The 18,657-nt window shown below is 50.3% G+C and carries 15 protein-coding genes; 9 read left to right on the plus strand and 6 right to left on the minus strand.

The window, feature by feature from the left end; all coding sequences use genetic code 11:
- Positions 1-190 (plus strand): hypothetical protein (locus KGI06_04020; GenBank protein MDE1871377.1); only part of this gene is annotated, 190 nt, incomplete at its 5' end.
- 11 nt (positions 191-201) lie between these two features.
- On the plus strand, positions 202-879 hold the full coding sequence (locus tag KGI06_04025; GenBank protein MDE1871378.1) for a hypothetical protein: 678 nt from the start codon (positions 202-204) through the stop codon (positions 877-879).
- Here KGI06_04025 and KGI06_04030 read toward each other — a convergent pair.
- From KGI06_04030 to KGI06_04050, 5 genes are all read right to left on the minus strand, one after another.
- Complete coding sequence (locus KGI06_04030) at positions 876-1,580, minus strand: glycosyltransferase (GenBank protein ID MDE1871379.1); 705 nt, start codon at positions 1,578-1,580, stop codon at positions 876-878. The genes KGI06_04025 and KGI06_04030 overlap by 4 nt on opposite strands.
- Positions 1,581-1,597: 17 nt before the next feature.
- Complete coding sequence (locus tag KGI06_04035; GenBank protein ID MDE1871380.1) at positions 1,598-2,011, minus strand: hypothetical protein; 414 nt, start codon at positions 2,009-2,011, stop codon at positions 1,598-1,600.
- A 26-nt stretch (positions 2,012-2,037) separates the two neighbouring features.
- A complete protein-coding gene (locus tag KGI06_04040; protein MDE1871381.1) occupies positions 2,038-3,390 on the minus strand; it encodes a hypothetical protein in 1,353 nt (450 codons plus the stop codon).
- A 71-nt stretch (positions 3,391-3,461) separates the two neighbouring features.
- Positions 3,462-4,706, minus strand: a complete 1,245-nt coding sequence (locus KGI06_04045; GenBank protein MDE1871382.1) for an EamA family transporter — start codon at positions 4,704-4,706, stop codon at positions 3,462-3,464.
- A gap of 184 nt (positions 4,707-4,890) precedes the next feature.
- Complete coding sequence (locus KGI06_04050; GenBank protein ID MDE1871383.1) at positions 4,891-5,376, minus strand: hypothetical protein; 486 nt, start codon at positions 5,374-5,376, stop codon at positions 4,891-4,893.
- 214 nt (positions 5,377-5,590) lie between these two features.
- Here KGI06_04050 and KGI06_04055 point away from each other — a divergent pair, with 214 nt between their 5' ends.
- From KGI06_04055 to KGI06_04085, 7 genes are all read left to right on the plus strand, one after another.
- Positions 5,591-6,655 (plus strand): winged helix-turn-helix transcriptional regulator, encoded by a 1,065-nt coding sequence (locus tag KGI06_04055; protein ID MDE1871384.1) that lies wholly within the window; start codon positions 5,591-5,593, stop codon positions 6,653-6,655.
- A 211-nt stretch (positions 6,656-6,866) separates the two neighbouring features.
- Positions 6,867-12,779 (plus strand): hypothetical protein, encoded by a 5,913-nt coding sequence (locus tag KGI06_04060; GenBank protein ID MDE1871385.1) that lies wholly within the window; start codon positions 6,867-6,869, stop codon positions 12,777-12,779.
- A 173-nt stretch (positions 12,780-12,952) separates the two neighbouring features.
- Positions 12,953-16,942 (plus strand): YncE family protein, encoded by a 3,990-nt coding sequence (locus KGI06_04065; protein ID MDE1871386.1) that lies wholly within the window; start codon positions 12,953-12,955, stop codon positions 16,940-16,942.
- Between the two features lie 118 nt (positions 16,943-17,060).
- Positions 17,061-17,357, plus strand: a complete 297-nt coding sequence (locus tag KGI06_04070; protein ID MDE1871387.1) for a PRC-barrel domain-containing protein — start codon at positions 17,061-17,063, stop codon at positions 17,355-17,357.
- Between the two features lie 97 nt (positions 17,358-17,454).
- Positions 17,455-17,616 (plus strand): 50S ribosomal protein L40e, encoded by a 162-nt coding sequence (locus KGI06_04075; protein ID MDE1871388.1) that lies wholly within the window; start codon positions 17,455-17,457, stop codon positions 17,614-17,616.
- 18 nt (positions 17,617-17,634) lie between these two features.
- On the plus strand, positions 17,635-17,856 hold the full coding sequence (locus KGI06_04080) for a transcriptional regulator (GenBank protein ID MDE1871389.1): 222 nt from the start codon (positions 17,635-17,637) through the stop codon (positions 17,854-17,856).
- Position 17,857: 1 nt separating this feature from the next.
- Positions 17,858-18,313: a DUF2666 family protein gene (locus KGI06_04085; GenBank protein ID MDE1871390.1), complete on the plus strand. Its 456-nt coding sequence runs from the start codon at positions 17,858-17,860 to the stop codon at positions 18,311-18,313.
- A gap of 45 nt (positions 18,314-18,358) precedes the next feature.
- Here the strand turns inward: KGI06_04085 and KGI06_04090 are convergent, their stop codons facing one another.
- Positions 18,359-18,559 (minus strand): hypothetical protein, encoded by a 201-nt coding sequence (locus KGI06_04090; GenBank protein MDE1871391.1) that lies wholly within the window; start codon positions 18,557-18,559, stop codon positions 18,359-18,361.
- Positions 18,560-18,657: the final 98 nt, after the last annotated feature.

Below are 18,657 nucleotides of genomic sequence, written 5' to 3' on the forward strand. Positions count from 1 at the left end.
TTTTGTCGAGAAGAACAAGTTTGGAGATGGTCTTAGGAGTAGACTGCTCCGTATGCAAAGAAAGGAGATGGTTGTAGTCGATATTGTGTACAATATTTACAGGTACATGAATCATTTTATTTTGTTTTGGAAGGATTTCTACACCGCCTCCTGTGCAAAATATATAAATATCTGGCAAAACATACCCTAGATGATGATATAATGCAAAAAACCGCGGTTCAACCGATATCAGAAGGCGAAAGGAGCGAATTTTTGTCAAAGTTTGAAAATACCTCAATGTATGCAAGGGCAGAGGTGGAAAATACGCGCAAGATTGCGAAAAGATCCGACAGCAAAGGGATAAAAGACGGCCTGGAGCAGATGGAGAGGCTCACCGGCACGGAAGCTACGCGCAAGCTCATGCTTCTTGTAAAAGGCACGTTCTCGGAAACGGCAGCGCCTGCACAGAGCTACCATATATTCCACGGCGTCATAGACATCGCCAAGAATACCATAAAGGGCAGCGGCGACATCGACGGGATAGAGAACCTGAAGTCGTTTATGGAAACCGTCGGGTTCGTTAAGCCCTCAAGGGAAAAGCAGGATATTGTCCACAGCGCGGAAAGGGTAATAGACGAAGTATCAAGATCGGAGAGCTATGATGGCGCTTCAAACAAGGTCCTCGGGGCAATAACCAAGACCCTGGATGAATACCTGCTCAACGGAAAGGAATCGGAGGCAATAAAGATGATGTTACTGATGCCCGAGATAGCAAGGGCAGTAAAAGGGGACGCTACGGCCATAGGCGACGTGCTAGCGGCATTCAGCGGCAACAACAAGCGCGATCTGTACAAGAACGAATTGGTGCACATAGGCGTGGATCAATTGCGCTCAGGCTAGCTCAGGGTGGATTTCAGCGTATTCCATACCTGCTTTATCCCGAGCTTCGATTCGCCATACTTCCTTTCATGGAAGGTGCCAAACGGCACCTCGTCAATCCTTGCATCTTTTCCTATTACCCTGAGCGTGTCAAGCAGCACCTTGTATCCGCTTCCCACATACTCGCTTCTGTTGTTTCTTATCAGCGTCTTGAACAATGCAGTCCTTATCCCGAAGAATCCTGACATCATGTCGCTGCATGTAGGCCTTCCCGCAAGCTTGAATGCGCTGTAAACGAAGGAATTCATGCACATTGATATGATCCTCCTCTGGATTCCCCAGTTCCTCACCGTCGTCCTTACCCCTATCACAAGGTCGTTGCCGTCAAGGGCCTTTGCTATCTCTCCGACTTTCTGGAAAGGGTGCTGTAAATCCCCGTCCATGACCACTGTCTTTGCGGTATTCACGCGCGTTGCCGCATCTATAACGCTTGAGGTGAGCCCATGATCGCGATTCCCGCTCCTGTCGAGCAGCTTTATGTTGCTATTGCCCCTTGAAAGCCTTGTCACCGCTTCCTGCGTACCGTCACTTGAGCCGTCGTCTGCAACCATTATCCTGACATCTTTGTATCTCCTTGTTAGAAGGTCTATCAGCCTTGGTATGTTCTTGGCTTCGTTGAGGGTTGGTATTATGACAGTGAGATCAGAGAAATTCTTCTTCATCGAATCCGATTAGTATTTTAGTCCAGTTTTGAATTCTTTACCATTTTGTCGAGCAGCTCCTTCATCTTTGATATGTTCTTTGCGTCGTTGATTAGCCCCTTGTTCTCCTTGGAGACATGGCTGAACATGGCACTCCTCTCCTTCGTTGCAAGCTTTATCGCGTATAGCCCCTCCTTGATGTATGCGACGGTCAGGTTTATGTCTATCTTGCCCCTCCTCTGTATCTCCCCTGCAGGGGTTTCGCCCTCGGGGAGCGCCTCCTCGAACCTCTTGAGGTAATCCTGCCCGTTCAACTTCTCAAGCTCCTTTCGCGTAACAGTCCAGACAACGGAAAGGTGCACGCTCTCGCCGCCGCTGCTCTTGCTAAGCGTTATGCCGCTGCCAGAAAGCCTCCTTTCAAGCGCCTCCAGCGCATCCTTCTTTTTCTCCATTCAACCTACCATTATGCATTTGCTTTTCATCTTATTATTTCTTTCAGGCTGCCTATGATCTTCCCGTCTGTGTCATTCTTTACCTCATGCGCCAGCTTTTCCACAAGGATGTGGTACGGCTGCGCGTCTATCAGCTCCTTCGTGGTCCTGTTCAGGTCGAAGCCGTTTGCCGCATAGAGCAGCGCAGGTATCGCAATGCCCATTCCGTACTTGTTTGACTTGTCCCTGTCGTAATCCTTGGCCATGGCATTGTATAGGGAATCAGCAGGGTTCTTTGACCTGTCGCCAAGGGCTCCGTATATATTTTCAATCCATCCGCCAAGCTTTTCCATGCTTGCCCTGCTCTCCCCTTCCTTATGGTGGAAGAATGAGTTGGCGTACACGTCCAGGCTCTTCAGAAGGAAATCCTTGTTGAGGTATTCCTTTCCCAACCTGCTTGCTGAGTATACCTCCTGGAAGAAGCACGCGCTGCCTTCGGCTATCGTGCTGCTGATTATCCCGTAATTCTTGTAAACGCCCTCCCCTTCGGCGTTTGTCCCTGTCTCGTTCTTGCCGTCTTCGGAATAAGTCAGGTACGGCGCGTTCAGCTTCCTGTACTGGAGGCTGTGGGTGAGCTCGTGCACTATTGTCGTTGCAGTTGATACGCTGTTGAACGTTGCCGCGCTTATGAACACCTCGTCCTTGATTGGAAGGTAATGGCCGTATTTCTCCTCCTTCAGCGCTATTATCCTAGCTTCCGGCCTGCTTCCTGTGTATTTCTCGAAGAAGCTGTCGAACTCCTCGCGCCTTTTATATCCCATCATTATCACTTCGGCGCAACCAACTACCTCGTCCTTGCCGTAACGAGGGCTCATGAATATGCCATCCTTTCCATGGAAAGAAGAATTCCTGTAATTGCCGTCATAGACCATGGAGAATACGTTTCTTGATATGAGCTCCTCGCTGCCCGTTGCCTTCCGTATCGCGTTTGCCGATGTTTTTACCATTTCCACAAAATCCTTGTCGGAGAATATGTCGGAAAGGTTCCTGAACGTGCCTTCCATCGCGTTGCGCCTGAAGCCTATGTCCTTGATCTTCAATCGGTGGTGCTCTTCCATCTCCTTGGCCATGCGGTATATGGCGTATGATACTCCGTACATCGCATGGGGTATGTCATTGTAATTGTCCAGGGCCTTGACTGTCTTTCTCTTTGCGCCGCTGCTTATAATCCCTTCGCTGCGCAGTCCATCCATGTAATAGATGAGCTCCCTGTTTCCCTCCCTGCCTTCAAACCTGTCAGCAGTTCCGAGGCCGAGCTTCTGCAGCGCCCTCTTCCTGAGTGTGAGGCGCAGCTCCTCCTTTCCGGAATTTCCAATGCCCTTTTGGACCTCCTTTTCCATCCCTTCACTCTATAGCAGATAATCTGCTGTGCCAGTAATATTTATTCATTCTCTTTGGGGAAATGGGCTTGTCAGGGTATCTGCGCCGCTATTGCCGAAAGCGCCTCCTCGCCCGCACTTGGATCCCCTGCGCTCATGAGCACGACCTCGTCCTGCTTCACCCCCATTATCTCCTTTATGAACAGGTCCTGCTCCTTGTTTATCAGGCTCTTCTCGCTGTTGAAATATATGAGCGTATTGCGCCTCTCCTCGTTGAGCTGCCTTTTTACTGTGCCTATCGCCTTTTTGGACTCCCTGTCTATCTTTATCGCTAGGACCCTGCCTCCGGACCTTATTATGTTGTATATGGAAGGCGCATCGGTATTGACGAACGCGCTTGTAACGTCATGTATCGTCCTGTTGCTGGCAGTGCCCTTGGAGAGGTAAGTTCCACCCTTCCTGTCGAATTTCTGCATCAGCAGCCCTACGGATACGAGGACCGCTATCGCTATGTAATAGAAGTATATCCGCTCGCCGAGCATGATCCACGAGAAAAGGAAGGTTATGAACGGCGACAGGAAATACGCGTTTGTTACGAGCGTAGTCTTTATCATGCGCAGCGCCCCGTAGTACATGAGGCCAACGAATACGTTGTATATCGCGCCTACGTAGAGTATCGCCAGCAGGGCGCTGGCATTTACGGGCTGGAAAGGCGCCTTTACCGCGAAGAAAAGCGCTGCGAAGAACACGAATGTCGCGAGGCTGAATATGAAAACAGCTATCTCCATGTCGAAGGAGTACTTCTTTATCGCAACGCTGACAAAGGCGGATGAAAGCGCTATCAGCGCGACGAATCCTATGATAGCTGTGTTTGCGCCTCCCAATGCGGTTATGCTGCCACCTGTTATTGCTATGTAGAGGCCCGCAAAACCTAGCAGCAAGGCGATTATCTGGAGCTTGCTCACGCGCTCCTTGAGTATTATCGGAAGGAATATGAGCATGAGGAGCGGCGATATCCTGTAAACGACAGTAGCAAGTGAGGAGCTTATGAATTTCTCGGAATAAGCAAGGCCGTATTCCAGCATTCCGTAATTGAGGAGCCCAAGGAAGGCTATAAATGCGAATTCCTTGACGTTCCTCATGCTGCCGATGAGCCTGCCCGTTTTCCTCCTGAAGAGCACGAACATGAACGATACCGGTAGCGACACGAGGAACGTGAGCATGAGGTACTCGTATATGTTTATGTTCTGCGTCGCTATCTTGAGCATTACAGGTACAAGTGCGCCCAGCACCAGCGCAAGCACAAGATAAACGTTAGCCACATGCTTTATCTTCATTTTCCCCACTGCATTGTAATAGTAAGAATTGTCGCGAATGGCTATTAAAGGTTAACTTATTGTAAAAATTATTGGCAATTGTTTGTTGTTTTGATACCCTATAAGGTTGGCAAATCACCGGCAGCAGCTAAAAGAAAAAAGAAAGAGAACGCAGCTGCACAATGCAGCTGCAAGCAGAAAAAGTTCAGGCTATGCTAAGGCTTGCCTGTATGCTCGCAAATACCCTAGACAATTCTACTTCTATCTGTGCAATGATGCCGGCATTTGCACTGGCTTGTGCGTTGGCAGAGGTTTCCGCGCCTGACTGCGGGCTGGTGTTAGCGCTGTAGCCCGCATTCGCGCTCTGCTGTGCCATAGCCGTTGCATTTGCGTTTGCACCCCCATTCATGTTTCCACCCAGGTCAACTACGGTGCCTGCAACCATTCCAACAGTGGAATTGCCCTGAATATCAGATGTGGCGTTTGCGTTTGCAGATTGCTGCGTTGCCGCAGATGCATTCGCGCTCTGCTGCGATGCCGAATACGTAGCTGCATTCGCATGCGAGCCGGAACCAACGCTCATCTGCGTGTTGAGGTTTGTACCAAAGCTCAGCGTGGATGTTGCAAGAGCCATCGAAACGAAGGCTATCAGCACACCCAAGGCCGATATCGTTGCTATTTTCCCGTTCATGTTAACCACACTAACATCTGGTCATCAAGGCTTAAATACCGTTATAAAATCTTTAGGTTTTCATTTCGGTTTTCAGAATGCAGTAAAGATCCAAATATGCGCAATTCTATTTACGTTTTTGCAGCACAAGCGCTCGGGAAAAAATGCGAAACTAAGAATGCCGAAGAAATAAGGAGTTTCAATTCTCATTAAATATCCTGAAATTATTGTCATTATGGTAAGCATATTTAAAGGTTCCCTGACAAGCAATACCATGGATGGCGGGGGTATCAGGAGCGAGTTCAACGACAGGTACAGCGTAACCGCAAGGAAGATGGTCAGAATAGTCTCTGCAAATTCAAGGGCAAAAATTACTGAAATAGCTAACATGCTCAAGATATCAAGGAGGACCGCGGCATTGAAACTCTCGGGCATGGAGAAGGAGCTCAAGATCCACTACATACTGGAACTGAATGAGGAGAAGCTGGGGCTAAACAGGCCTCACCTCATACTTGTGAAGTTCAAGGCAAAGCCAGATTATGCAAAGGTTGCGGCCCTTCTCAACAAGTCGCACATACCGCAGGTCGCCGCATCGGTAAAGGGCACGTACGACATGCTGATATATGCGAATGCGCTTTCGGGTACGGAATACGCGCATTGGGACAAGAAGATGCAAACGCTGCTTGCGCCTTACAAGGTCGAATGGCACAGCTCAGAAGTAGTGCACAGGCAGCTTGGATTCTTCCCTCTCAGGAACGAGATAATAGAAAAGGCTAACATAAAGGAGAAGTACAAGAAGATACTGCGCATACTGAACAGCAACTCAAGGATAAGCTTCCAGGAGCTCGCGAAGGAATTGGACATGAACGTGAACACCGCGGTGTACAACTTCAACAACATAATGCGAATGGGCTACATAAAGTCGTTCACAATATCGATAGAGCCGCCGAAGAGCATATCATTCATGACGTTCTTCAGCAAGTACATACCTGCAGAGGGCTATGAGGATGCGTCCGCAAAGGCGAGGAAGGCATTCACCAGCGACGACGAGAATTCGCTCATAAGCAGGTACATAATAACAGCGCCGCTAATAGGCAGCTACGACTTCTTCACCCTTGGTGCATTCGACAGCTTCAGCATAGGCTACAGGGAGGACGTGCTTCATCACAAGGACCTGTTCAGGAAGTTCGGCATAACGATGCTTTACGGGGAGATAGACAGAATACTGATTGGAAGGCTCCCCATAAGGAGCATGGACACGAAAAGCGAGTACAAGACCCTGGTATGGAGCACCGATTGATCGGTTTTGTGACTGCGTTTCTGCTTTTTATAAAAATAAGAATCAGAGGGAAAAACGGCACCACAAAACTTTTATTCCGCTAATCGCAAAAAAGCAAAACTTTAAATATTATATAGATTCCAAGTAGATACTGAAGTCTAGCGGTTTCGTACACAGCTTTTTATATGAGTGTTTGCGTTGCCGTCTGGAAGTCATATTTAGCGGGGGTAAAATGAATAGTGTTAGGAGTTATTTGCTAATAATAGCGCTCGGTGCGCTTTTCCTTGTAGGATTTTCTCATGTTACAAATGCGCTTACTGCTCAACTGCAGGCCTGCGCAGGCTCAACTAGCTGCACGAATTTCGTAAGCACCAATTCTACAGCAAGCTGGTACATAGACCAAGGCCAGGCAATTAGCTTCAAAGGAATTGCTACAGGCGGAAGTAACGGGTGCTATGGCAATGCTACAGAAAATTACGAGCAATGGAGCTCTTGCCCGCCAACAGGCGTCTACTATAACATTGGCAAATACTTCTTCACCTACACGATAGGTGGTCCACTGTCATACCCATCGGCTTATTGCCCAGGTGGTACATACTACTATAATGCATTTTGGGGATCTCCTTCAGTGAGTGGCAATCCAAACATCCCATGGTCGGATTCTCCGATGCCTGTATTTTATGCAAATAAAGACGGCAATACTGGAATCTCCTTCACCGCAGGTTATGGCGGCAGCTTAGTATCATGCTATACAACTAAGCCCGGGGAGATAACTCCTGTATCTTTTGATGTCTTTGATGCAAGCAATCCTGTAGGAGACGAATATGTATCCTATAATGTAATTATAAACCCGACACTTACGGCACCTACCCTTACTGTATCCAATTCAGTTGTCGATGTTGGAACGCCGATATCATTTGATGTCAGTAATTGGATGAACGGGACATCTCCATACAAAGTTGAGATTGCCCAGACCCAGCCAACAGGCACAGACTCATGCGGCTCTCTTGCTGGGGCGTCATTCAGCACCACTCAGTCTACAAATGCTTTGGTGACTTATTCTGTACCTGGCTCGCAGATCAACACCCCCGGCACTTATTACTTCTGCGCTACTGTGACTGACAACTCATTGAGCCCTGAATCGAACACATCCACTCCTGTGAAGCTCGTGGTTAATCCGCCGCTTTCTGCATCGCTTAATGTTACCTCTTCAGTTACAATGGATGCGGGACAGACAATAACGCTTGTCGCAACACCTTCCGGTGGAAGCGGCAACTACATATATTCCTGGCAGCAGGGCAGCAGCACTGATTGCCCAGGTTTCGCGGGCCAGAATCCCGGTGATTCCAACACATTTGTGTATTCGCCGACTAGCCAATCAAGCAGCGTTTGCGGGATAGAGGTCAACGTAAATGACGGATTTAATACCGTCCAGGAAAGCACAGGCTCTATAACAATAAACAAAGTACTCAGCGCACCAACAGTATCTCCTTCGCCGGTAAACATGGACAACGGGCAGACAATGACCCTTTCTTCCAACACGCAGGGAGGGACAGGATCCTATGGCCTTTACCTATGGGGATCAAGCTGTACTGGCGTATCATTAAGTACTGTATCTACACCTGCTTTGACATTCACCCCAACCGGCACCGGAGCATGCACTGCTGAAATAGAGGTCAATGACACAGGCACATCCACAGGTGTGGGACTTTTCCCATTGCAGGAGTCCAATACATCGGCACTTGATTCAATTACCATCAACACGGTCCTTACGGCGCCTTCGCAGCCTACCGTAACAAACACCATAATGGACCAGGGTGAAGACACCATAATTACTGCAACATTGCCAAGCAGCGGAACGCCGCCATACACATACAACTGGATGGTTTCAACCAATGGCGGAGGCAGTTTCTCTCCTGCAACTGCGCAGTGTGGAGCCACTGCAAGCGGAACCGCGCTTGCAGACGAGCAGGTAAGCTGCACATTCAAGACAAATACCCTTACTGCACCGCTTGGCGGATACTATTTCGAGCTCAAGATAAATGACAGTACAACTGCAGGGGCAACGCCGCCTGAAGTCAACACGTCGCCAAGGTCGACATTGATAACGCTAAACCAACCGCTAAAGCAACCATCTACTCCAACAGCGTCAAACTCTGTAATAGACCAGGGCCAAACCACCGTAATATCAACTTCCATACCAAACCCAGAGCTTGGTTCAGGAGGATATTCATACCAGTGGGTATATTCGCTTAACGGCGGAGCAAACATGATAGCACCTGTCTCTCTTTGCATCGTAAACTCAAGCGCATCGGTATCGCAGGGAGCCGCACTCAAATGCGTGTTCAACACCAACGTGCTGTCGCAGGATGGCGTGTATGAATTCTCGCTTAAGCTGAACGACACAGTGGCAACGACACCAACGTCAATACTCACCTCGCCAGTGCAAGTGAATCTCTACAAGCTTCCGAAGATAACCATAGCACCGAGCAACACCCTCACGGATTCGCTGCAGACTGAAACATATACCATATCCGCAACAAATGGTGCGGGCCCGTTTGATGTTGAGCTCTTCAACATAACCGGCTCAAAGAATCAGAATGCGAACGTAATGGTGGCTTCCGGAGGGACAAATGAGGTAAGCTTTACCGTAGCATCGCCTGTGAACGGCAATTCATTCACATTCAACGCTATTGCTACAGACAAGGGGACAATTAGCACGCCATTCGTATTCAGTTCATCGCCCAACACAATTTTCGTCAATAAAACGCTTACACAAGCATCCACGCCTACTGCAACAAACACCCTTGTGGACAAGGGCCAGATTACAGTGATTGCAAGCACTCTTCCGGCAACTGGCACATATCCGTATTCGTACCAGTGGCTTGTTTCGTACAACGGCGGCTCGTATGCAGCTGCGTCTTCAACAGAATGCGCAACCCCATCGGGGGCAAGCCAGCCGAAATTAACATCGGAATCATGCATATTCTCGACAAACCAGCTTACCCAAACTGGTTATTACGATTTCGAGCTGCAGATAACTGACAGCGCATCAACCGCTGCAAGCACGACATCCGCACCTGTAACAGTGCATGTGAACTCCACGCTTACGGCATCATCGTCTCCGCTCTCTGTGACCAACACTGTCATAGATCAGGGGCAGACAACTGTATTGTCTACAACACTTCCAGCAACTGGAACCTACGGATACAATTGGCAGTGGCTGGTATGGCCAGAGAACGTAGTGGGATATTACGGCTATGTTCCTGCGAACCAGGTCTTTGGGTCAAACGTTGTATGCGCAGTCCCTAGCGGGTCTACAGGTGCAACAGGCATCATGGTCAACGGAGTACTCACGTGCAAGTTCACCACATCGAACAGCACGGTAGGTTCAACCCCTGTGGGGCTGTATTCATTCAGATTGCAGGTGACTGACAGCGCAACCACTAACGAAGTGACTAACACATCAATATCAACGATTACAGTTAACAGGCAGGCTATGCCTACAGTGGGCCTGCCTACAAACACGCTCATGGACCAGGGACAGGCAACAGTGATAAGCAGCACCATGCAGCACAACGGGACGTATGCAGGATCATTCCCGTATTCGTACCAGTGGCTCTATGAGTACAACGGCATAGGCGGCTACACTGCTGCGCCTTCGTCCATATGCGCAACACCCTCTGGCAGTGGCCTATTGGCAAGCGGGGCAGTCTCATGCGTATTCAGCACGAACGCGATGACAGCAACAGGAAGCTACAACTTCGAATTGCAGCTGACTGACAGTGCAACAACCCAATTCACCAACGTTTCTGCACCTACTGCAACAATAGGGCTGAATGTCATTCCCGGCACGCATCTTCTGGTGTCATATCCAACTCAGATAGAGGCAAGCACAATCGATTCTGCCTCAGCCACAAGCACATCCAACATGCTTTCCGTATCAACCTCAAATACCTTGGTCGGATCGCCGCTTTACATATGTGCAGGCGCCGCAGGCAATAACGGGCTCATAAGCACTTCATGGGTTCCTGACGCAAACGATGCTGCCACATTCGGCTCAACATATCCTGGAGTATCATCCATTGGTCATCAAACTGGCAGCACATGCAGCTTCAGCACGGCCTCTACAGGTCCGGATCTTGCCGGTGCAGTTATCGGCCTAAGCAACCCAGGTCCGTATCAATTATACACGAGCGCGTCCCCATCTGGAACTAATACACAAACGCTAGACTACCATGTTACAAACACCCTGGGCTCATCCGTAGTCATAGCGGTAGGGTGCGGTTGGTACGGTTGCGGCGCCAATCCTGACGGCGGGAACATAATCATACCCAATGGCTGCACAATCATACAGAACGTAACTGGCGCTGATACCTATGAAACTGCGTTCCTTGCTCTGTGCACATCACAGAGCCCCGGCAACTATGCGGTTACTGCGAATCTGGATCTTGCAGGCGCAGCATCATTGGCGGCATATGTATTCAACGCCCCGATAACTGATAATGTCGTAGCCACGAACACGATAGTCCTTACAAACTCTATAATGTACGGGAACAGCGCAGTCACGAACGCACTGACGCTCAACGGAACTGGTCCGTTCAGCTTTGCGTGGCTCATAAACGGCGCAAACGCGTTGAATGCAACGATAAACACGATAAGCTCTTCCAACACCATGGCGCTGCCTGCAGTTGGCAACTACCTGGTAGATGTCAGTGCACTGGACCTTGGCACGACAACGCACGATCCGGTTGCAACATCAAGCAACACGATTATCGTGTACAGGAACACGACACTAAGTGCGACAGTCACATACTGCACGACACCACCGCCAGGGGGCGGCCGTACAACGTGCTCCAACACAAACCCCGGCACTGTCGGCTATTACGACACTGAAACGATAACCTTCAACGGAACCAAGACAATCGGCAACCAGAGCAGCTGGATACTTGAGGTTACCGGACCAGCGCAGAACTTCCCGTTCACATCCAATGTATTCTACGCGAATTCGGTGATTACGGTGCAGATAGGCCAGGGATACCCTGGCCTGTACACGTTCAAGTTCATGAATGGCAACGCTAACTACACCAACTTCACCACTACCTCAACGCTGGTCAAGGGATCCACTACAGGATCAGGCCCCACAACAGGAGGCAGCAGCTCCGGTAGTGGAAGCGGATCAGGCGGAGGCGGAGGAGGCAGCCCTGGAGGAGGCGGCGGAGCTCCATCAGGAGGCGGCGGAGGCAGCTCCTTCAAGCCTGTGGTTACAACGATGACCAACGGCTTCAACGTTGCCAACGTGTCGCAGCTCGCAACGTTCAACCTTACGCTGTGCGGAACAAGGCTTAACGTTACCGAGAACTTCATAACACCGACAACTGCGGGAATAACGGTAAACGGCAACAAGTACACCCTTTCGATAGGCCAGTCCGATCAGATAATCGGCCTCTCATCGGGATGCAACGTTGAGCTTAAGAACATAACATACATACCGATACTTCAGACGGCTTCGTTCCAGTTCTTCCAGAACACGCCGATATTGCTTAACAACGCAACGAACTCGTCCAACACGATAGGCCAGTTCAATGTCACGTTCGCAATATCCTCTACCGGAATATTCGGGGTAAGCGCAGGCAACTACACCACATTCGTCACCATAACAAACGTGACAACAGCGACGCCCAACGCGCCTTCCGGACTTGACAAGCTGTACGTGTTCAACATATCTGTAAGCAACTCGCTCAACGTGACGAGCCTGCAGCTGGAAACGACATACAACTGCACCCTGAGCAATGTGCAGCCGTACATACTCAAGAACGGAACCTGGGAGGCGATAACTCCATTCTCCATATCCAATTCAACAGGAGGGTGCGCAATCAGGTTCACTATACCTGCGGATCCCATAGTTGCGCTGATGCAGCAGACTCAGCAGCAGCCGCAGCTGAGGCCTACAGTCGCAACAACCACGATTCAGCAGGCAGTGGTGCAGGGCCCAGGCGCACAATCAGGCCCGTCCAAGTCGTCAAAGGGTGCGATGGCCGCGGTGGTCGTGTTCATCGGCGTAGTCGGCCTTGCTGCAGGAATTGTGGCGATGTCGCGCGGCAGGAGGCGCAGGAAATTCGGCAAGGGAAGGAGATTCAGGTAAATGATGACAAAGGGATTTGATCTTCAAATCCCTGCTTTTTCTTGTTTGGCTTCAGGAACTTATTTCGGGATAAAAAAAAACGCTATCCGAACGTATAGCTTTTTATATGTTTACAGGTTTCTAGTATTATATTGCAACTACTGCAGTACCAATAATTGCAAACCCGGGGTATGATGAAAGCCAACCGAATCGCGCTAGCAATCCTGACAATGGCCGTATTTGTCCTTTCTTCCGCGATTCCTGTCCAGGCGCATTCTAATCCTACTGCCTTGGCATACAATCCGGCAACAAATACCCTGTACGTGGCGGATGGCTCATCAGGCAGCGTAAGCGTGGTCAACTGGGTTACCAATACGGTGACCAACATAATAATCGTCGGTCCTTCCCCATCATCGATAGCGATAAACCCCTCAAACACACTTGCATACGTTGCAAACGGCGGCACAAACACCATATCCGTAGTCTCGCTTGCGACCAACACCGTTGTCAATACGATAAACAACGCCTACAAACCCAGGGCGATAGCAATAAGTCCCGACGGAACCCTTGCATACGTGACTGAAACTGGCAACGATGTAGTCAGCGTGGTTAACCTAGCATCAAACAGCATTGTAAACTCCATATCATTGGGATATGCGTGCTCCGGCATGACAATAGGCGGGATAGCCTTCCTTCCCTCAGGGGCCGAGGCGCTCACAGTTGCGAGCTGCGGCAACGGAAGCGGATCCGCAAACGCGATGCTAATAGACGTTGCATCAAACACCGTGACCAACACGATAGCATTGCATTCAAACGACAACCCCTATGGCGTATCAATCAATCCAGCCGGAACAATTGCATACATCGCCGTTGCGTACAATGACGGATTTGACGTGATAAACATACCTGCAAACCATCTTTATACCAATACTAACACGGGTCCCTGGCCGCAGGCAATAGCATTCAACCCGAGCGGCACATTGGCTTACGAGTTGGCAAGCACATTGACTTCCGGAGCCGGAAACGTTGAGGTCATAAACGCTGCGACCAACAGCGTCATAAATACGATTGGCGTAGGCACGCAGAGCAGCGGCGATACAGTTCCAGGAAGTTTGGCATTCACTCCGGACAACCTGTTCGGCTTCGCTACAAACTTCGGCGACGGCAGTGTCAGCGTGGTAAACGTCATGTCCAACAGCATAGTCAATACGATCTTCATACCAAAAGGCACGATAAGCGACGCGATATCAATCAACCCGCAGACGCCTATACTGCAGGCAGGCAGCAGCTTCACGGTCACGCATTCAACCTCTGGGGGACTGCAGCCTTATACGTATGGCTGGTTCCTCGGAAATGTTGTAGGCGGCTTCGACCAGCTGCAGTTCTCCCTTGTAGCTCCGTTCCGCATGCCCACTCCGCCGCCGCCCAACACGCTGCCCACGCCGATGCTCTACTACCAGAATCCCGGCAACACTATGACAATAACGCCGTACATATGGAACGGCGTGGCATTCAACGCCGTGCAAACTGCAAACGCGCTTGCCATAGTGGGAGGGAACGAGTCGAGGCTTCCTGCATTTCTCCCGAACCTGTTTACCGTAACGAGCATGCTTGCGAACACATTCACCATAAGGCTTCCTGGCGGTGCGATTGCCCCTGTCCAGAACCCGTCATCCCAGCTCATCTATGACCTTGACACATATTCGCTAGTGCAGACCAACACCCTTAACGTGAACACCGTGCTGAACTCCAACAGCCCCGTAATCGTGAACGCGATAGCAAACGGCGTCGTAGGCCTTAACGTCACGCTCACCAACCTTGGCATAAGCGGCAAGTACGTAAGCGCAAACACACCTCCCATGGGCATATCCGTTACCGGATGGTCCTCCAGCGGCGGCTCAGCATATCTTGTGCATGTGTTCTTCACTGCAAACTCCCTGCCAAGTGCCCACAATACTATACGTTTGCAGATGCAGGGCGGCGGAGGCTTCAACCCATTGCTCTACAATGTCACCAGCATATCCGTATTCGGACCGCTGCCGCCAGCGCCCGGCGTGGAGGTGCAGATATACGATTCGGTGAACCAGCCTGCACCTTCCAACACCGCAAACGACCTGCTGCTTGCCACGTACTCATACAACGGGCCCACTCTGATATACAATACTACGCAGCCCTTCTTCGGCGACATTCCCGGTACTGGCAATGTAGTTTACTACCTAGGCGAGAACGACATACCCGTCAATTTCGTGCTCACCTCAAACTCCTCTCTTTCAGGCAACATCCCTACTAACTCCGTGCCGTATTTCACATACAACGTACCGGAGATAACAAGCGTGCCTACCAACGTGCCAAACACGTACATGCTGGTTAACCTCACGAACCAGACTATGTTCGGGGCGATGCCGGTATACAGCTTCGTGAAGTCGATGTCCAGGTCCAACCCTGTATTCAACCTTGTATATGTGAACTCATCCGGTACAGGAATAAGGGAGATGTCAAGCAACGTGACCCTCCGCGGCAGCGGGATAGGCCCGATAAACCCCATGCTCATATCCTATTACATGGCGACTAACGTCGTGGCGTATAATTCAATCCCGTTCAGCACATCTAACTCGTACGTATTCAACTCCAACATACTCAAAGTGGGACCCAACCTCATAAAGATGCAGATATCGGACAGCGTGCCGCGCACAAAGACGGTATATGCTGGAGGGGTCATATTCCCGCAACTGCAGCCGGCGCAGGAAAGCATAACCAACAGCTCAATCAAGGTCGGCGGTACGACATTCATAACTATAACGATGAAGGGAGGCCAGCCGCCGTTCACAGGCTACTGGAGCATGTTCCCGCCCAGCGTATCCAGCATTCAGGGCAACACCTTCATGCTTACGCTTCCGACAAACCAGATAACCCTTCTCGTGAACGTCACATCATCCAATACAATACTGCTTACGCCGACATTGGGCACCAACACAACCGTAGGCGGCGGAAGGAACAACTCGATGCTGCTCTACATACTCAACCATGACGCATACCTGCAGTTCCCGTCCTTCGGGGGCTCAAGCCAGCCGCCGCTGCTCATGGCGTCGGGCCTGGCCAACAGCACCATATACGGGCTGTGGAGCGCGAACAGCACAGTCAACAACAGCGACCCGGGGGAGCAGTTCTCTATAAAATCAAACACCACTGTAACCACTACGATACCGTATAGTGGATCATCCACTACCGGCGGAGCGGTTTCCGGAGGCGGAGGGGGCGGCCCCGGCGGAGGCGGCAGCACATCTAAGCCCGTGGTAACAAAGACCGGCAGCGGATACAATGTGACCAACATCGCAAAGCTTGACTCCTTCAACTTTACACTCAACGGCGTCATATTCAACGTAACGGACAACTACATAAACCCGAATTCAACAGGCATAACCGTAAACGGCAACACCTATCTGCTGCAGCTCAACGATACCGTAAGCCTTGGCGGCTCTGCGGCCAAATACTATGCAAGGCTGTTCAGCGTGCTCTATGTACCCATACAGCACGCAGTAGGGATATTGTTCTATTCCAATTCTACCAATTCGTCCCCAGCGACATCGGGATCGTCAAGGCTGGTAAGCCTCAACGGATCGATAATGTTCAACGGAAGCGCAAACCTCTCGGAGCATTCGCCTCTATACATAAACTTCACCTCATCAGGCCTGCTCCTGCAGGTGCGCTCAGGCTCATCTTCAAACTTCAGCGCCAACATAATGATAACGAACGTGACCAACTCATCATCGCTTCCAGTGCTTGCAGGGAAGGAGCGCCTGCTCGCCCTCAACATAAGCGTAGCGCCTCCGGAGAACGTGACGCTAAACCTTACTGTTAAGTACAACTGCAGCATAGGCTCAAGCTACATAGCCCCCTACATCGTCTCAAACAGCATCTGGGAGCCGATAAACTCATTTACTGTCGATTCAAGCGCGTGCAGCATGTCCTTCTCACTGCCGGCCGATCCTGTTGTTGCCCTCTATTCGTCGCAGCATGCGAATACCACAACAATTGCGGCTACAACCGCATCCTCGCTGCCCAGCACCACTACGATACGGCAGGCACCGCAGCGCGGGAGCGGCCACGACATTGCCTATGCTGCGATAGCCGTTGTAATAATACTGCTCGTGCTGATATATGCGTATTCAAGGCGGCGCAAGTGACATTCTTGTGCCAACGCTTCCATAAAAAGCGCCGATACCTGACTGTATTCCATAAATGCCAATATACGCAAGATATTTAAAGTTTGTCAAGGATATATAACCAGAAGTAGGTGCTCAAATGAGGATCAGTGAAATATACAGCATGGATGTATATGCGGACAACGGCCAGTACCTCGGCGAGGTACAGGATGCGATAGTGGACCTGGAAAGGGGAGAGGTAAGCAGATTGCTAATGGAGCAGTGGAGGAACATAGACAAGGCTGAGATGAGGAAGTCACTGCAGAACAAGAGCGTGCTTTTCAAGAATGTCAGGAACATAGGGGACGTGGTGCTTGTTACGGCGCCGAACAGCGGCTCTGCGCAGCAGAACGAGAGCTCAAGCGCCGAGATGTCCGACCTGATGTCAAGGAGATAACTAGCTGTTGCTAGTTCTTCTTTTCTTTTGCGGAAAGAAGCAGGTTGAAGTTTCACAGATGATTAATTTTGCCAAGAGCTAAATCTTAGGTGCTAGTATGGGAAAGTTTCCAATAGCTGACGCGGAAATAACTAAAATATGGATATGCAAGCGGTGCAAGGCCAGGAACCGCGCCGGCGCCGAAAAATGCAGGAAGTGCGGAAGCAAGTACCTCAGGCCGAAGAAGAAGACCATAAAGGCGAAGAAGGCAAGCGGTTGACGCTTATAGGTGAACACAATGGAAGGTCTTACACCAATAGAGCAGGCAGTGCTATCTGCAATGAAGGAGCTTGGAGCCACTAAGGACAGCGTTATAAAGACCGCTGACGACATAACCAAGAAATCCAGCAGGCCGAAGGGGCTTGTGACGAACGCGCTCGTGGCGCTTGCGCAGAAGGGCGTTATAAAGCGCGTCGCAAGGGAAAAGGCCGCAGGCTACTACATAGTCAAGGTGTCATGAATTGGACGAGGCAGAGGAGTATATAGACTTCATGGCAAAGTACAGGGACTGGATATCGATAAAGCGGCTCGGCATAAGGGAGAACACAAAACCCGAGGAGGTGGTGCACCACCTTGCTGCGATACGCTCCACGATAGACAGCAAGAGCTATCCGCTGCTGAAGGTAAACACCTCGATGCTAGACCAGTATGCAAGCAAGCTGTCCGCAAACTCAAGGAGGAGCTACAGCTCCCTCTCAAGCGCCATAGCGGCGCTGGACAACCCCGAGACAAAAAAGGTGCTTGCAGAATCCTGCTCGAAGGAGCTTGCGCCAATTGCGGAGACATACCTGCTTGGCAGGCTCATAACGGACATGGGCTTCGACACCAGCATAAACCAGAGGCTGATGTCCAAGATATATCCTGACCTGAAGCCGCCCAAGGCTCCCGGGAGGAAGGGCAAAAAGTCAGAGGAATAGGCCCTAGCCTGGCATCGGGTCAGACCTGGTGCTGATTATCTGCATCTAGTTCCTGTCAACTATCTTCCTTATCTCCATTACTATCTCCGCCGCGTCCTTTTCAGGTATTGCGAGTATGCTCTTCTCCAGATGCCCGAGATAGCTGCTCACTATGAAGTTGCTCCTGAGCTTGTACCTCCTCACTACCATGTTCATAAGCGACAGAAGCTTCCTCTTGCTGTTCATTATTTTCTGCCTTGTCCTCATTTTATCATCTGTAGCATTATGCAACTCAAAATTATTAATTCTAGTGCGCTAATTCTTGTCGCGCCTTACAGGAACAGGCCCATGCCCCGTCGCATGCG

The organism is Candidatus Micrarchaeota archaeon (assembly GCA_028866575.1).
In the GTDB taxonomy this organism is placed as follows: domain Archaea; phylum Micrarchaeota; class Micrarchaeia; order Micrarchaeales; family Micrarchaeaceae; genus UBA12276.